Annotated in this window: 14 protein-coding genes; 7 read left to right on the top strand and 7 right to left on the bottom strand. The window is 70.2% G+C overall.

What is annotated here, in order from left to right; all coding sequences use genetic code 11:
- Positions 1–203 precede the first annotated feature (203 nt).
- The 7 genes from SZ55_RS23025 (at position 204) to SZ55_RS22995 (ending at position 7,431) form a co-directional block, all read left to right on the top strand.
- Positions 204–1,643, top strand: a complete 1,440-nt coding sequence (locus SZ55_RS23025) for an aminotransferase-like domain-containing protein (RefSeq protein WP_044412266.1) — start codon at positions 204–206, stop codon at positions 1,641–1,643.
- A 324-nt stretch (positions 1,644–1,967) separates the two neighbouring features.
- Complete coding sequence (dapA, locus tag SZ55_RS23020; protein WP_044412263.1) at positions 1,968–2,822, top strand: 4-hydroxy-tetrahydrodipicolinate synthase; 855 nt, start codon at positions 1,968–1,970, stop codon at positions 2,820–2,822.
- A gap of 86 nt (positions 2,823–2,908) precedes the next feature.
- The gene (gene rnd, locus SZ55_RS23015; RefSeq protein ID WP_044412260.1) at positions 2,909–4,036 is read left to right on the top strand and encodes a ribonuclease D; all 1,128 of its coding nucleotides are present in this window, start codon (positions 2,909–2,911) and stop codon (positions 4,034–4,036) included.
- The gene (locus SZ55_RS23010; protein WP_044412257.1) at positions 4,036–4,329 is read left to right on the top strand and encodes a YcgL domain-containing protein; all 294 of its coding nucleotides are present in this window, start codon (positions 4,036–4,038) and stop codon (positions 4,327–4,329) included. The genes rnd and SZ55_RS23010 overlap by 1 nt, the downstream gene beginning before the upstream one ends.
- Entirely contained in the window at positions 4,329–5,261 is a 933-nt protein-coding gene (locus SZ55_RS23005) for a D-2-hydroxyacid dehydrogenase (RefSeq protein ID WP_044412254.1), read from the top strand. Before SZ55_RS23010 ends, SZ55_RS23005 begins: the two co-directional genes overlap by 1 nt.
- A gap of 413 nt (positions 5,262–5,674) precedes the next feature.
- On the top strand, positions 5,675–6,124 hold the full coding sequence (locus tag SZ55_RS23000) for a YcgN family cysteine cluster protein (RefSeq protein WP_044412252.1): 450 nt from the start codon (positions 5,675–5,677) through the stop codon (positions 6,122–6,124).
- 65 nt (positions 6,125–6,189) lie between these two features.
- Positions 6,190–7,431 (top strand): hypothetical protein, encoded by a 1,242-nt coding sequence (locus SZ55_RS22995; protein WP_044412250.1) that lies wholly within the window; start codon positions 6,190–6,192, stop codon positions 7,429–7,431.
- A gap of 12 nt (positions 7,432–7,443) precedes the next feature.
- On the opposite strand, the gene SZ55_RS22990 is transcribed toward SZ55_RS22995, so the two are convergent.
- From SZ55_RS22990 to SZ55_RS22960, 7 genes are all read right to left on the bottom strand, one after another.
- The gene (locus SZ55_RS22990; protein WP_044412247.1) at positions 7,444–9,081 is read right to left on the bottom strand and encodes a BatD family protein; all 1,638 of its coding nucleotides are present in this window, start codon (positions 9,079–9,081) and stop codon (positions 7,444–7,446) included.
- Positions 9,078–10,826 (bottom strand): VWA domain-containing protein, encoded by a 1,749-nt coding sequence (locus SZ55_RS22985; RefSeq protein ID WP_044412245.1) that lies wholly within the window; start codon positions 10,824–10,826, stop codon positions 9,078–9,080. The genes SZ55_RS22990 and SZ55_RS22985 overlap by 4 nt, the downstream gene beginning before the upstream one ends.
- Positions 10,823–11,851 carry a vWA domain-containing protein gene (locus tag SZ55_RS22980; protein ID WP_044412241.1) on the bottom strand — a complete coding sequence of 343 codons (1,029 nt, stop codon included), beginning with the start codon at positions 11,849–11,851 and terminating at the stop codon, positions 10,823–10,825. Before SZ55_RS22980 ends, SZ55_RS22985 begins: the two co-directional genes overlap by 4 nt.
- A complete protein-coding gene (locus tag SZ55_RS22975) occupies positions 11,844–12,338 on the bottom strand; it encodes a DUF4381 domain-containing protein (RefSeq protein ID WP_044412239.1) in 495 nt (164 codons plus the stop codon). Before SZ55_RS22975 ends, SZ55_RS22980 begins: the two co-directional genes overlap by 8 nt.
- The gene (locus tag SZ55_RS22970) at positions 12,335–13,267 is read right to left on the bottom strand and encodes a DUF58 domain-containing protein (RefSeq protein ID WP_044412235.1); all 933 of its coding nucleotides are present in this window, start codon (positions 13,265–13,267) and stop codon (positions 12,335–12,337) included. The genes SZ55_RS22975 and SZ55_RS22970 overlap by 4 nt, the downstream gene beginning before the upstream one ends.
- Positions 13,268–13,271: 4 nt before the next feature.
- Positions 13,272–14,231 (bottom strand): AAA family ATPase, encoded by a 960-nt coding sequence (locus tag SZ55_RS22965; protein ID WP_044412232.1) that lies wholly within the window; start codon positions 14,229–14,231, stop codon positions 13,272–13,274.
- Between the two features lie 152 nt (positions 14,232–14,383).
- Positions 14,384–15,130 carry a carbonic anhydrase gene (locus tag SZ55_RS22960; protein ID WP_044412229.1) on the bottom strand — a complete coding sequence of 249 codons (747 nt, stop codon included), beginning with the start codon at positions 15,128–15,130 and terminating at the stop codon, positions 14,384–14,386.
- Positions 15,131–15,144: the final 14 nt, after the last annotated feature.

Raw genomic sequence — 15,144 nt, 5'->3', positions numbered from 1 at the left:
TTCATGCCCGCTCGCCACGCCTCGCACCCATACAGCTCGGGTTTGCAACGGGGCACTTGTGCGACGAGACGTAACCACCGGTCACTGTGGCGGTACAGTCCCTGGCAAATTTCACTGTATGGTCCACAATTTTGCGGACTGTACCGGTGCAATCCTGTCTCGCTTCGGTACTGTTACGGTCCAGTGAGACAGGTGCCGCCGCCATGACCAATCTGCTGCTTTACCAACGCATCGCCCAGCAACTGGCCGAAGACATCCGGCGTGGCGTGTACCAGCCCGGTGAACGGGTGCCCTCGGTGCGCAAGCTCAGCGCCCAGCTCAACGTCAGCCACGCCACCGTGCTGCAGGCGTACGCCAACCTCGAAGACCAGGGCCTGATCCGCGCGCGGCCGCAGTCCGGCTTCTACGTCCACCAGACCCCCGCGCTCACCGCCTCGACCCCCGACATCGCCCGGGTCGAACGCCCCGGCCTGGTCACCCGCGCCAGCATCATCAACCAGGTGCTCACCGAATCCCGCCGCGAGGGCGTGTTCCCCCTCGGCGCCGCCGTGCCCCACGTGGACTACCTCCCCGTGCGCGCCCTGCACCAGCAACTGGCCAAGGTCACCCGCTTCCACAGCCCGCGCGCCTTCAGCTACATGTTCAGCCCCGGTTTCGAACCGCTGCGCCGTCAGGTGGCGATCCGCATGCGCGATGCCGGCGTGGTGGTCGACCCGTCCGAAGTGGTCATCACCCACGGCTGCGTCGACGCCATCCAGATGAGCCTGCGGGTGCTGACCCGCCCCGGAGACCTGATCGCCACCGAGTCGCCCACCTACTACGGCCTGCTGCAACTGGCGGACCTGCTCGGGCTCAAGGTGATCGAGATCCCCAGCGATCCCACCACCGGCATCAGCCTCGAAGCCCTGCAACTGGCCGCCAACCAATGGCCCATCAAGGCCCTGGTGCTCACCTCGCGCCTCAGCAACCCGCTGGGCGGTACCGTGCCCGAAGAGCGGCAGAAGCAACTGCTGCGCCTGGCATCGGACTTCGACATCCAGATCGTCGAGGACGACATCTACGGCGAACTCATGTTCGAGCAGGGCCCCTCCAAATCGCTCAAGGCCAGTGACCGTGACGGCCGGGTGATCTACTGCTCCAGCTTCTCCAAGACCCTCTCGCCCGGCGTGCGGATCGGCTGGATAGTCGCCGGCAAGTACCAGGACGAAATCCAGCGCCTGCAGACCTTCACCACCCACTCCGCCTGCAGCGTCACCCAGATGGGCGTCGCCGCCTACCTGGAGAACGGCGGCTACGACCGGCACCTGCGCTACATCCGCCAGGAGTACCGCAAGAACCTCACCGCCTTCCAGCTGGGGGTGCAGCAGTACTTCCCTGATGGCACCCAGATGACCCGGCCCAACGGCGGCTTCATCCTCTGGATCAGCCTGCCGGCCAAGGTCAACACCAAGGACCTGCACGTCCGCGCGCTGCAGCAGGGCATCAGCATCGCCCCGGGGCTGATCTTCAGTAACACCGAGCAGTTCAACCACTGCGTGCGCCTGAACTGCGGCATCCCGTGGAACCGCGAAGCCGAGCGCGCCATCATGACCCTCGGCATGCTCGCCAAGCAGCTCTGCCAGGAAGCCGGCGGCAGCTACTGAGACCAGGTGGAGGAGGGCGGACGCTCATCGGCGTTGACAGCCCTCCACCGTTCCCCGCAGTATCCAGCTCCTCGCAAACTGCAACCTGAGCCCGACCATGCCCGCCCACGCCTTCTCCCGCGCTTTCGTACCGGCCCTGCCGGCACTTGCGCTTGGCGTCGCCGCGAGCAAGGTCAAGAAACAGCCGCTCATTTGACCGGGGCGCGCTGTCCCGTCAGATGGGCTGACAGGACAGCAGGCGCGAAGGTCGAACCCTCTCTCACTCCCGCATCCCTGTACCCCTCCGACGGCGACGACAGACGGTCAGCCTGAAGGAGTGAAGCAATGCCCGCGTTTTCTGGAATCTGGGTCGCCCTGGTGACCCCCTTCGCCGACGGCGAACTCGACCTGCCCGCCCTGCAACGCCTCGCCCGGCACCTGCTGGATGCCGGAGCGGCCGGCCTGGTCGCCTGCGGCAGCACCGGTGAAGCCGCCGCCCTCAGCCGCGACGAGCGCCTCGCCGTGCTGGATGCCCTGCTCGAGGTCGTGCCCGGCGAACGCCTGGTGATGGGCCTGGCCGGCAACAACCTCAACGACGTTCTGGGCATGCTCGACGCCATCCAGCAGCGTCCCATCGGCGGCGTGCTGGTCCCGGCGCCTTACTACATCCGCCCCTCCCAGGCCGGCCTGCTCAACTGGTTCAGCCGCATCGCCGACGCCTCCCGGCTGCCGGTGATCCTCTACGACATCCCCTACCGCACCGGCGCCACCCTGGCCCTCGACACCCTGCGCCAGCTCGCCCGCCATCCCCGCATCGTCGCCCTCAAGGATTGCGGCGGCGACACCGGCAAGACCCAGGCCCTGATCACCGACGGGCAACTGGCCGTGCTGGCCGGCGAAGACAACCAGGTGTTCACCACCCTCTGCCTGGGCGGCAGTGGCGCCATCGCCGCCTCCGCCCACCACCACACCGAACGCTTCGTCGAGATGGCCGCCTGCGTGCAGCGGGGCGACCTGGCCCGTGCCCGGGCCCTCGCGCACAGCCTGCAACCCCTTATCGAACTGGCCTTTGCCGAGCCCAACCCCGCACCGGTGAAGAGCCTGCTGGCCCTGCGCGGGCTGATCCGCGATGAGCTGCGCGAGCCCATGCAGCCCAGTTCGCCGGCCCTGGTGGAGCGCCTGCGCAGCCTGCTCGTCTGAGCCGGCTGCCGCCCGCCCGCCGGGCCGGGTGGGGCGGCGCCGGGGTTGCGATATATACTTCGCGCCTCTGAACCGAGGAGAGCCTTGTGGCCATCGATTTTCACTGGATTCGCGACGACGCCGAACTGGCCTCCCACTGCGAACGCTGGCGCCGACTGAGTTTCGTCGCGCTGGACACCGAGTTCATGCGTGTCGACACCTTCTACCCCAAGGCCGGCCTGGTCCAGGTCGGCGACGGCGAGACGGCCTGGCTCATCGACCCCCTGCTGATCCAGGACTGGCGCCCCTTCGCCGCCCTGCTCGAAGACCCTGCCGTCACCAAGGTGCTGCATGCCTGCGGCGAAGACCTCGAAGTCTTCCTGCGTCTCACCGGCAGCCTGCCGCAGCCGCTGCTCGACACCCAGCTCGCCGCCGGCTACCTCGGCATCGGCTACTCCATGGGCTACTCGCGCCTGGTGAACGCCGTGCTCGGCATCGACCTGCCCAAGGAAGAGACCCGCTCCGACTGGCTGCAGCGCCCGCTCACCGAGATGCAGGAGCGCTACGCCGCCGAGGACGCCGTGCACCTGGCCGAGATCTACCGCATCCTCGACCAGCGTCTCGACGCCACCAAGCGCGCCTGGATCCTCGAAGACGGCGCCGAACTGGTGGCCAACCTGCGCCGCGAGACCGACCCCCAGACGCTGTACCGCGAGTCCAAGCTCGGCTGGAAGCTGTCCCGCCAGCAACTCGCCGTGCTCCGCGCCCTCTACGCCTGGCGCGAGGCCGAGGCCCGGCGCCGCGACCAGCCGCGCAACCGCATCATCCGCGAGCACGCCCTGTGGCCCATGGCGCGTTTCCAGCCGGACAACCTGGTCGCCCTGTCGCGCATCGAAGACATGCACCCGCGCACCGTCCGCCAGGACGGCAACACCCTGCTCAAGCTGATCCGCGAAGCGGCCGAACTGCCGCCCGCCGAATGGCCCGAGGCACTGCCCGAGCCGCTGCCCGCCGAAGTCAACGGCCTGCTCAAGAAGCTGCGCGCCGTCGGCCAGGCCCAGGCCGAGCGCCTGGGCATCGCCCCCGAGCTGATGCTGCGCAAGAAACACCTCGAAGCCCTCATCAAGAGCGGCTTCCCCAACGGCCCCTACCAGCTGCCCGCAGGCCTGCGTGGCTGGCGCCGCGAACTGATGGGCCAGGCCCTGCTGGACGTCCTGGCCGGAGAGACCGCCTGATGAAACGCATCTGCTCGATCTACAAGAGCCCCCGCAAGAACGAGATGTACCTCTACGTCGACAAGGCCGAAGCCCTCAGCCGCGTGCCCGAAGGCCTGCTGGCCGCCTTCGGCGCCCCCCGGCATACCTTCGACCTGGTCCTCAGCCCCGAACGCCAGCTGGCCCGCGAGGACATCCACAAGGTGCTGGAGAACATCGAGAAGCAGGGCTACCACCTGCAGATGCCGCCGGGTGAAGAGGAGTACATCGAGCACCTGCCCGAAGAGCTCCTGCGCATGAACGACCCGGTCTGATGCGCGTTCTCCTCGCCGACTCCAACCATGCCCGCCACGCCGAACTGCTGAGCGAGCTCGCCCCCGAGCTGGAGCTGCTGGCTGCAGATTCGCCTGACGAACTGGCCCGCCTGGCCGCCGACTGCCCGGTGTGGCTGGGCAGCCCGGATCGCCTCGCCGAGCTGCTGCGCCGGGGGCTTCGGCCCGAATGGGCGCAGTCCACCTGGGCCGGCATCACCCCGCTGCTGGCCGAAGGCCTGCCGCGCCAGTACCGGCTCACCCGTGCCGTCGGCATCTTCGGCCAGGTGATGGCCGAGTACGTGCTGACCTACCTGCTGGCCCATGAGCGCGCGCTGCTGGCGCGCCTGGCGAGCCAGGTGGAAGGGCGCTGGGATGGTCGGCTGCCCCGCAGCCTGGCCGGGCGGCGCGTGCTGGTGGTGGGCGCCGGGGACATCGGCAGCAGCGTCGGGCGCTTCCTCGTCCCCTTCGGTGTCGAACTGCGCGGCATCGCCCGCCAGCCGCGTCCGCTGGAGCCCTTTGCCGAGGTCGCCGGCCTCGAGGCCCTGCCCGAACAGGTCGGCTGGGCCGACTGCGTGGTCAACCTGCTGCCGGACACCCCCGCCACCCAGGACCTCTACGACCGCGCGCTGTTCCAGCGCATGCAGCCCACCGCGCTCTTCATCAATGCCGGGCGTGGCGTTGCGGTGGTGGACCACGACCTGGTCGCGGCCCTCGAAGCCAACGAACTGGCCGGCGCCGTCATCGACGTCTGCCGCCAGGAACCGCTGCCGGCCGAGCACCCCTTCTGGCGCGCCCCGCGCCTGCTGCTCACCGGCCACAGCTCCGCCCCCACCTTGGCCGAGCCGCTGGTCAGGCTGTTCACCGACAACCTCACCCGCTTCCAGCAAGGCCAACCGCTCCGCGGCGAAGTGGACTTCCAGCGCGGCTATTGACCCCAAGCGTGGGGGGTAATCCACCGGAACGTAGAACGTAGGATGGGCTGAGCTGTGCGAAGCCCATCATTGCCTAGGCGCCCCGGACTCGATGCGGTTCGCACAGCTCACCGCATCCTACGGGTGCCCTTGCCATGGCTCGCGTAGGGTGGGTCGCGCTTCGTCGACCCACGGGGAGGGGGAGGCCATCAATCCCATGGCTGGCTCCGTTCCCGGGCTGAAGCCCGGGCTACGTCAGGCAGGTGTGTCGGGCGGATTACGCTTCATCGATCCACCACCGGGGCGGCGCTGCTGGGAGATAGTGCGAACGATTTTCCTTACACCGCGCTACCGGTCGCTCCCGTGGCGGCGGTGCTTGGCCGGCACCGTCGGCGCGACTAGACTACCGCGCCCCTTTACCCAGTCAGATCGCCATGGCCGCCAAAGTCGAACCCTTCTGGAAGCGCAAGACCCTCGCTCAACTCGATCAGGAGGAGTGGGAGTCCCTGTGTGACGGCTGCGGCCTGTGCTGCCTGCAGAAGCTCGAGGACGAAGACGACGGCGCGGTGTACTACACCCGCATCGCCTGCAAGCTGCTCGACCTCAAGACCTGCCGCTGCACCAACTACCCCAACCGCCGCGACTTCGTCCCCGACTGCATCCAGCTCACCCCGGCCCAGGCCGACGAGTTCCGCTGGCTGCCGCCCACCTGCGGCTACCGCCTGGTGGCCGAGGGCAAGGACCTGCTGCCCTGGCACCCGCTGGTCTGCGGCGACCCCGAGGCGGTGCACAACACCGGCATTTCCCAGTCCGGGCGCATGGTCAGCGAGACCAAGGTGGCCGAGGACGACTGGGAGGACTACATGATCTTCCGCGCCGGCTAGCGCACCCCAAGGGATCGAATCGCCGTTCGCCGCGTCATAGGGAAATCGCCACGAGGAAGCCCGCCATGTCCCACCGCGCCACTCTGCTGCTGTCCGCCACTGCCCTGCTGTTCAGTGCCCCGCTGCTGGCGGCCAAGCGCACCGACATCGACTACAAGGTTCGCTTCCTGCCCGACAGCGACCAGGCCGAAGTCCAGCTGGTGGTGGAGGAGGGCGAAAAGGTCCGCCGCCTCAGCTTCGACCTGGGCGACAAGGGCTACTACAGCGACTTCAAGGCCGACGGCCAGTGGCAGCAGGAGGGCGCCGGCCGAGGCACCTGGCAACCCGCAGCGGGCAAGGCCACCCTCAGCTACCGCGTGCGCATCACCCACGACCGTGGCGACGGCACCTTCGATGCGCGGATGACCCCCGACTGGGCCCTGCTGCGCGGCGACGACCTGGTGCCCCCAGCCCGGGCCGACGTGGTGGAAGGCACCGACCTGGCCGCGCGCATCCAGTTCGAACTGCCCAAGGGCTGGACCTCCGTGGAAACCGGCTGGACCCGCGTCGGCAAGAACCGCTTCCGCGTCGACAACGCCGAGCGCGTGTTCGACCGCCCCACCGGCTGGATCATCGCCGGCAAGCTCGGCAGCCGCCGCACCGAACTGGGCAACACCGACGTCACCATCAGCGCCCCGGTGGGCGAGGGCATGCGGCGGATGGACATCCTCACCCTGCTGACCTTCGTCTGGCCCCACGCCCAGGCGGTGTTCCCCCGCGACCCCGGCAAGCTGCTGATCGTCGGTGCCGGCGACCCCATGTGGCGCGGCGGGCTGTCCGGCCCCAACTCCTTCTTCATGCACGCCGACCGCCCGCTGGTCAGCGAGAACGGCACCAGCTCCCTGGTGCACGAACTGGTGCACGTGTTCACCCGCATCCAGGACACCGAGCGCAGCGACTGGATCAGCGAAGGTATCGCCGAGTACTACGCCATCGAACTGATGCGCCGCGCCGGCGGGCTCAGCGAGGACCGCTACCACAAGGTGCGCGCCAACCTGAAGCACTGGAGCCGCAAGGTCACCAACCTGCGCGGCGAGCATTGCACCGGGCCGACCACCGCCCGCGCCGTGCTGCTGCTGCAGGACCTGGACGAAGAGATCCGCAAGAGCAGCAAGGGCGCTCACTCCCTCGATGACGTGGTGCGCGGGCTGATGCGCCTGGACAAGGTCGCCACGGCGGACTTCGTCGGCATCGCCGAGAACGTCCTCGGCGGCCCCTCCAAGACTCTCGACACGCCGCTGCTGGACGACAAGGCCGCCGCCCAGTAGCCCTTCAGCGCATCAGTGCGGGTACAGCGGCGGCAGCGCGCTGGCCGTGGCCTGCTGCTGCACCTGGCGCGCCGGCAGCGCGCGGATCGCCTTCCACAGGTCCTCGCCCTGCCAGTGCTGGCCGCTCTCGCTGTAGAGCGCACCGTTCAGACCGTCCATCGCATCCGACAGCGGCACAAAGCGCGCCGCCATCTCCGCCAGGGTTTCCGGCTGCTGGCGTGCCCAGGCATCCAGCGCCTGGCGGGTCGCCTGCGGGTCGTTGGCCTGGCAGGCGCGCTTGAGGTCGTCCAGCAGCGTGCGCGGGCTCGGCCCGGTCTGCACCGTCGGCAGGATCGCCGGCTGGCGGCGGGCATGCCACCACAGGCCGAAGCCCAGCAGGGTGGTCAGCGCCAGGATCAGCGTCGCCAGCTGCCAGGGCCACAGCGGCGCACCGGCCGGGGCCGGCTGGTCGGCACCGGGTGTTTCCACCGGGGCCTCGGGCTCCATCGCCGGGTTCACCGCCACCTCCAGGGTGCGGGCCGGCAGGCGGCTGTGCTCCAGGCGGTCGTCCCGGGTGTTCCACCACACCACGTCCACCGCCGGCAGCTCGATGCGCCCGGCCGCCGTGGGCACCAGCGCCTCGCGCTCCTCGCGGCTGCCGGTCACCCCGCGTTCGCCCACCTCGTTGGCCAACTGGGGCTGGTCCGGGTAGCGGCGCAGGTCATTGGCGCTGGTGGCCGGCAGCGCCGGGATCTGCGCGCTGGAGAGCCCTTCGGTCTTCACCATCAGGCTGCGGGTCAGGGAGTCGCCGACCCGTGCCTTGTCGGGCTCCGGGCTCCAGGCCTCCACCAGGGTCAGGTTGCGCGCCGGCAGCCACGGCGCATCGGCCGGGTAGTCCGCCGGGCGCGGCTTCACCGCCAGGGGGATCTGCGGCGAGCTGACCCGCGTCAGGCGGCCCGGGCGCGGCCCGAAGGGCTGGTAGGCGTCCTGGCTGCTGCGTTCGGCCAGGGTCGCGCTGAACACCTGGGAGGGGATCATCAGCTGGCCGCTCTTCTGCGGGAAGATCGCGTAGCGCAGCTCGATCACCCCGTGGCGCACACCGTTGATCTCCTTCTCGTAGGTGCGCGGCTCACCCAGCTGCTCGATGCGCGCATCGGCCATCTGCAGCGGCGTCAGGCTGCTGTCGTCGTACAGCGAGACCGAGTGGTAGATGCGCAGGGTGAGGATGGCCTGGGCCTGCACGTAGACGCTTTCCTGGTCCAGGCTGGCGTCGATGAACACCGGCGCCAGCTTGCCGGAGTCCGCGTTGGGGTCGTTCTTCTGGATGTGCAGCGGGATCGGCTGGGTCTCGGCCTCGCCCAGCTTCAGCGGCGGGATGACCACGTAGCCGGTCTGCTTCGGCTGCAGGGTGACGATCCAGCGGGTGGCGCGGTTGCTCTGGCCGTTGAGGGTGCTCAGGCGGTTGATCTGGCGGGTGCCGAGCACATCGAACAGCGACTCCAGCGGCGACAGGTCCGGCTTGCCGAACAGCGTCGGGTCGGAGGACTCCAGCACCAGCTCCACCGTCTCGCCTTCGCTGAGGCGGGTGCGGTCGACGCTGGCGGTGAAGCCGGCGGCGTGGGCGAGGCTGGCCAGCAGGAGGAGGATCATGGCGCAGGTCAGGCGCTTCATTCTTGGTTTTCCTGGCGGCGTTGCTGTTCGTACCAGAACTTGCGGCGCAGCAGTTCGGCGGGGTCGTCGGGAATCTGTCGCAGCCACTGCTCCAGGGACTGGCGGCGTTCGTCGCCCAGGGGCTCGTGCTCGCTGTCCAGCGCTTGCGGCTCGCCGTCCGGTTCGGCGGGCTGGGCGTTGGCTGCCTGCTGGTCCTGGCCGCCGGCGCCCTGGCCGTTCTTCTGTTCGGCTTCCGCGCCGGCCTGCGAATCCTGGCCGGATTCGGGCTTGGCGTCCTGCTCCGCCGGCTGGGGCGTGCTCTTGGGCGCGTCCTGGGCGGCCTCGTCCTGGCCGGCCTGTTGCTGCTGTGGCGGCGAGGTGGGCTGGGGCTGCTCGGCCTGGGCCTGGCGCTGCTTCAGCAGTTCCTCCACCAGGGCTTTGTTCTTCAGCGCCGGCTGCAGGTCGGGCTGGCGCTCCAGGGCCGAATCGTAGGCATCCAGCGCGGCTTCCAGTTGCTCGGCCTTGGCCAGGGCGTTGCCCCGGTTGTAGTGATCGGCGGCGCTGTCGCCGGCGGCGAAGCGCTCCGCCGCCTCGCCGTACTGGCCGGCCTGGTAGAGGGCATAGCCCTGCCAGGCACGGTCCTGGAAGCGCTGCGCGGCCTCTGCCGGCTGTTGCGCTTCCAGCAGGCGCTGGCCCTGCTGGTCGGCGCGCAGCCACAGGTCGTCCAGCTCGAAGGCCAGGGCAGGGCGGGGCAGCACGAAGAACAGTGGCAGGCAGAAGATCCAGCCCCGGCGGCCGGCGCAGGCGGCGATCAGCAGCAGCGGCAGCAGCAGCCAGTGGCCCTGGTCGGCCCAGGCCTCCAGGCGGGTGGTCTCGCCGCTGTCGCGCAGGGTGGTGGCCCCGCCGAGCAGGCCCAGGTTGCGCAGGTCGCGCTCGTCCACCCGGGCCGTGGCGTACTTGCCGCCCAGGTCGCTGGCGAAGCGCTTGAGCCCCGGAGCGTCCAGGCGCGGCAGGAGGATGGCGCCCTGGGCGTCCTTGAGGAAGCCGCCGTTGTCCTGGGCGATGGGCGCGCCCTGGGCGGTGCCGATGCCGAGGATCGACAAGCGGCCGCTGCGCGAGCCGAGGGCCTTGCGGATACCGTTGCGCTCGGCCTCGCTGAGGCCATTGGTGATCAGCAGCAGCCGGCCCTGGCCACGTGCGCCCTGTTCCAGCAGCGCCAGGGCTTTCTGCACCGCCAGGTCGGCGCGCTGGCCGGGCTCGGGCATGATCGCCGGCTTGAGGGCGTCCAGCAGGTTGCCGGCGGTCATCAGATCGTCCGACAGCGGCACCAGGCTGTGGGCGCTGCCGGCGTAGACGACGATGGCCGTCTGCGCGTCGCGGCGGGCGTCCAGCAGGTCGCGCAGCTTGCGCTTGGCGTGTTCCAGGCGGCTGGGCGGCACGTCGCCGGCAAGCATCGAGGGCGTCAGTTCGAGAATCACCACCAGCGGGTCGGCGCGCTTCTGGGTGCTTTGCTCCACCCGCTGCCAGCTGGGGCCGAGCAGCGCCAGCAGGCCCAGCAGCCAGGCCAGGCCAAGGGCGATCCACGGCAGCCGGCTGCCGCGCTGGCGCCCGCCACCCAGCAGCCAGGGCTGGAAGTGCAGGGGCAGCAACTGCTGCCAGCGGCCGGTGCGGCGTTCGCGGTGCAGCAGTTGCCAGAGCAGCCACAGCAGCAGGGGCAACAGCAGCAGCCACAGCGGGCGCGACCAGTGGGGCCAGAGTTCGCTCATGAACGCCTCCAGCGGCTGCGGGCCCAGGCCAGCCCCTGCTGGGGCAGGTCGGGCCAGAGTTCACGGGCGATCAGCACCAGGCTCAGCAGCAACGCCAGCCCCAGCGGCCAGCAGTACAGCGCCAGGGCCGGGCGTGCCTGGCTGGGCAGCTGGCTCACCGGTTCGAGGGTGTCCAGTGCCAGTTCGATCTCGGTCAGCTCCTGGCTGGAGCGGGCGCGGAAGTACTGGCCGCCGGTCTGCTCGGCGATCTGCCGCAGGGTCGGCTCGTCCAGGTCCAATGCCGGGTTGAGGCCGAACAGGCCGAGCATGCCGCCCTGCTCGGGGTCGGCGCCGATGCCGATGGTGTAGATCTTCACGCCTTCCTCGGCGGCCAGGCGCGCGGCGGTCAAGGGCTCGATCTGGCCGCCGGTGTTGGCGCCGTCGGTCACCAGCACCAGCACGCGGCTGTTGGCCGGGCGCTGGCGCAGGCGCTTCACCGCCAGGCCGATGGCGTCGCCGATGGCGGTGTTCTTGCCGGCGATGCCGATCAGCGCCTCGTCCAGCCACACGTGCACGGTTTGCCGGTCGAAGGTCAGCGGTGCCTGCAGGTAGGCCTGGCTGCCGAAGAGGATCAGGCCGATGCGGTCGCCCACCCGGCCTTCGATGAACTCGCCCATCAGGTGCTGCACCAGCGCCAGGCGGCTGACCGGCTTGCCGTCCAGCTGCATGTCGGCGTAGTCCATGGAGCCGGACACATCCACCGCCACCAGCAGGTCGCGGCCGCTGGCCGGCAGCGGCTGCGGCTCGCCCACCCACTCGGGGCGTGCGGCGGCGCACAGCAGCAGCAGCCAGAGCAGGGCGAAGGGTGCCTGCTGGCGCCAGGCCGGCAGGTTGGCCCGGGCGCGGCGCCCGGCCAGGGTTTCCAGCTCGCCGAGGAAACTCACCTTCAGCGCCGCCTCGCCGCTGTCGGCCGGCGGCAGCAGCACCCGCAGCAGCCAGGGCAGCGGTGCCAGCAGGAAGATCCAGGGCCAGGCCAGTTCAAACATGCTTGCGAATCCAGGTTTCGACGGCCTGGTGCAGGCCGGCGATGGCCTTGTCGTCGAGTTTGCACTGCGGGCGGTAGGCACCCTCCACCAGCACCATCCAGCGGGTCAGGCCGGCGGCGGGGCAGCGGTTGTCCAGGTAGGCCAGCCAGGCGCGGCCGTTCAGGGTCAGCACCTGGGCGTCGGGGTAGCGCTGCCGGCACAGGCGCTTGAGCAGCGCATTGAGCTGCTGCAGCCAGGGGCCGGCATGGGCACCGTCGTAGGGCTTGGCCAGTTGTGCCAGCTCCTGCAGCGCGGCCTCGCGCATCGGGTCCAGGGGCTGGGCCTGCTCGGCCTCCTGGCGCTGCCGCGACAGCCGCCGGGCCAGGCGCCAGGCGCCCCAGGCCAGCAGCGGCAGCAGCACGGCGAGCAGCCACCAGCCTGGCGCCGGGGGCCAGAACGGCACGGGCGCGGGGGCGATCAGGGGTTCGAGCCGGTCCAGCGGGTTCATCGCCGCGCCCCGCGCTGCAGGTGGTCGCGCAACTGGTCGACCATCTCTTCCTGGGTGGACAGCGGCAGCAGCAGCACCCCCAGGCGCAGGGCCAGGCGCTGCCAGCGGGCGCGGCGGGCCTCGCCCTGTTCGCGGTAGGCCTGGCGCAGCTCGGGGTTGTGGGTGTCCAGCTCCAGCTGGGCGCCCAGCTCGCTGAAGCGCAGCAGGCCGGCGGCCGGCAACGCGTGGTCGAGGGGGTCGGACAGCGGCAGCAGGATCAGGTCGGTGTGCCGGGCCAGCAGCGCCAGTTGCTGCTCGGCGGTGTCCGATAGGGTGCGTTCGTCGCAGAGGATCACCACCAGGCTGCCGGGGCGCAGCACCTCGCGGGCGCGGCGCAGGGCCAGGCTGAAGCCTTCGCGGGGTGTTGCCTGCGGGGTGACCAGGCCCTGGTTGGCGCGCACCAGGCGGTTGAGCAGTTGCAGCAGGCTCTGCTTGCTGCGCCGGGGCTTGATCTCGTGGTGCTCGGCGTCGCTGAAGACCAGCCCGCCGATGCGGTCGTTGTGGCCCAGGGCGGCCCAGCCGATGAGGCTGGCGGCGTGGGCGGCGAGCACCGACTTGAACATCCGCCCGGAGCCGAAGAACAGCCGCTGGCTCTGTTCGACGACGATGAACACCGGGCGCTCGCGCTCCTCGTGGAACAGCTTGGTGTGGGGCTCCTGGGTGCGTGCGGTGACGCGCCAGTCGATGGTGCGCACGTCGTCGCCCGGCTGGTACACGCGCACCTGGTCGAAGTCGACCCCGCGCCCGCGCAGCTTGGAGTGGTGCAGGCCGATCAGCGGGCTGCGCCGCGAGGGCGTGGAGAACAGCTGCACCTCGCGCACGCGGTGGCGGATCTCGATCAGCTCGGCGAGGCTGACCTGCACGCCGGGGACGGCTGCCGGGCTGGTCATGGCGTCAGGCGACGGCGACCACGTCGAGGATGCGTTGCAGCACGCGGTCCTGGTCGATCCCCGCGGCCTCGGCCTCGAAGGTGAGGATCAGGCGATGGCGCAGCGCATCGAAGAGCACCGCCTGGATGTCCTCGGGGCTGACGAAGTCGCGCCCGGCCATCCACGCATGGGCCCGCGCGCAGCGGTCCAGGGCGATGGAGCCGCGCGGGCTGGAACCGTAGGCCAGCCACTCGGCCAGCTCGGCGTCGAACTTGGCCGGGGTGCGCGTGGCCATCACCAGCTGCACCAGGTACTCCTCCACGGCGTCGGCCATGTACAGGCCGAGGATTTCCTTGCGCGCGGCGAAGATCGCCTGCTGGCTGACCTGGTGCTCGGGCCGGGTCTCGCCGTTGAGGGCGACGCCACGGGCCTGCTGGAGGATCTTGCGTTCCACCGAGGCCTCGGGGAAGCCGATCTTCACGTGCATGAGGAAGCGGTCGAGCTGGGCCTCGGGCAGCGGGTAGGTGCCTTCCTGCTCGATGGGGTTCTGGGTCGCCATCACCAGGAACAGCGGCGGCAGGTCGTAGGTGGAACGGCCGATGGACACCTGGCGCTCGGCCATGGCCTCCAGCAGCGCGGATTGCACCTTGGCCGGCGCGCGGTTGATCTCGTCGGCCAGCACCAGGTTGTGGAAGATCGGCCCCTGCTGGAACACGAAGCTGCCGGTCTCCGGGCGGTAGATCTCGGTGCCGGTGATGTCGGCGGGCAGCAGGTCGGGGGTGAACTGGATGCGGTGGAACTCGGCCTCCACGCCTTCGGCGAGGTCCTTGATGGCCTTGGTCTTGGCCAGGCCCGGTGCGCCTTCCACCAGCAGGTGGCCGTCGGCGAGCAGCGCGATCAGCAGCCGGTCGATGAGTTTTTCCTGACCGAGAATCTGGGTGGAAAGGTACTGTCGCAGGGCGACCAGTGCGTCGCGGTGTTCCATCGTCGGGCTCGCTCGGGGTGGACGGGGGCAGCCTGGGCCCTCGGAGAAGGCGGGGTACTTTAATCCAAGCAGAGGTCGGCGGCCTAGGCGAGTACGCGAGCGCGCGTCGAAATCGTGACGGGCCGAGCGCTGTGCGCCCGGCCCGTGAGGGCTCAGGCGATCAGTTCGACCTGGCCGCTGGCCAGCCGGTAGACGCCGCCCACCACCTTCAGGCGGCCTTCGGCGACGGCGTCGCGCAGCAGGGTGGAGCGCTCGGTGAGCTGCTTGAGGTTGTCCCGCACGTTCTGCGCGATGGCGTTGTCCAGGGTATTGCCCTCGTGCTTGAGCACCGCCTTCGCCGACGGCGCGATGGCCGCCGCCAGGGCCTGGATGTGGCCGGGGTAGCGGGCACCGTCGCGGGCCACCTTGAGGCCGGCCTCCACGGCGCCGCAGCCTTCGTGGCCCAGCACCATCAGCAGCGGGATGCCGAGCACGGCCACGCCGTATTCCAGGCTGGCCAGGCCGTCTTCATTGACGATGTTGCCGGCCACGCGCACGGCGAAGAGGTCGCCCCGCGCGGTGTCGAAGGCGTACTCCGGGGCGATGCGCGAATCGGCGCAGCTCAGCACCGCCGCATAGGGGTTCTGGGCCGACACCAGCGCCTCGCGCTCGGTGAGGAAGTCGTGGCGGCGGGTCAGGCCTTCCACGTAGCGCTGGTTGCCCTGCATCAGGCGCTCCAGCGCTGCGTCGGGCGCCAGGCGGTTCTGCGGCTTGGGCGGCGGTGCAGCCGGGTCGGCGGCCAGGGCGGTCTGGCTCAGCAGGGGCACGGCGACGACGGCCGCGGCGGTCATGCCGGCCAGGCGCAGGAAGCGCCGGCGCTCGGGACGATCAGGGGTGTGGGGTTCGTGGCAGGTGCACATGGCAGGTGCTCCGG

The organism is Pseudomonas sp. FeS53a, assembly GCF_000931385.1.
GTDB classification, from domain to species: domain Bacteria; phylum Pseudomonadota; class Gammaproteobacteria; order Pseudomonadales; family Pseudomonadaceae; genus Metapseudomonas; species Metapseudomonas otitidis.
The sequence above is the reverse complement of the archived record's forward strand: the minus strand, read 5'-3'. Positions and strand labels throughout refer to the sequence as shown.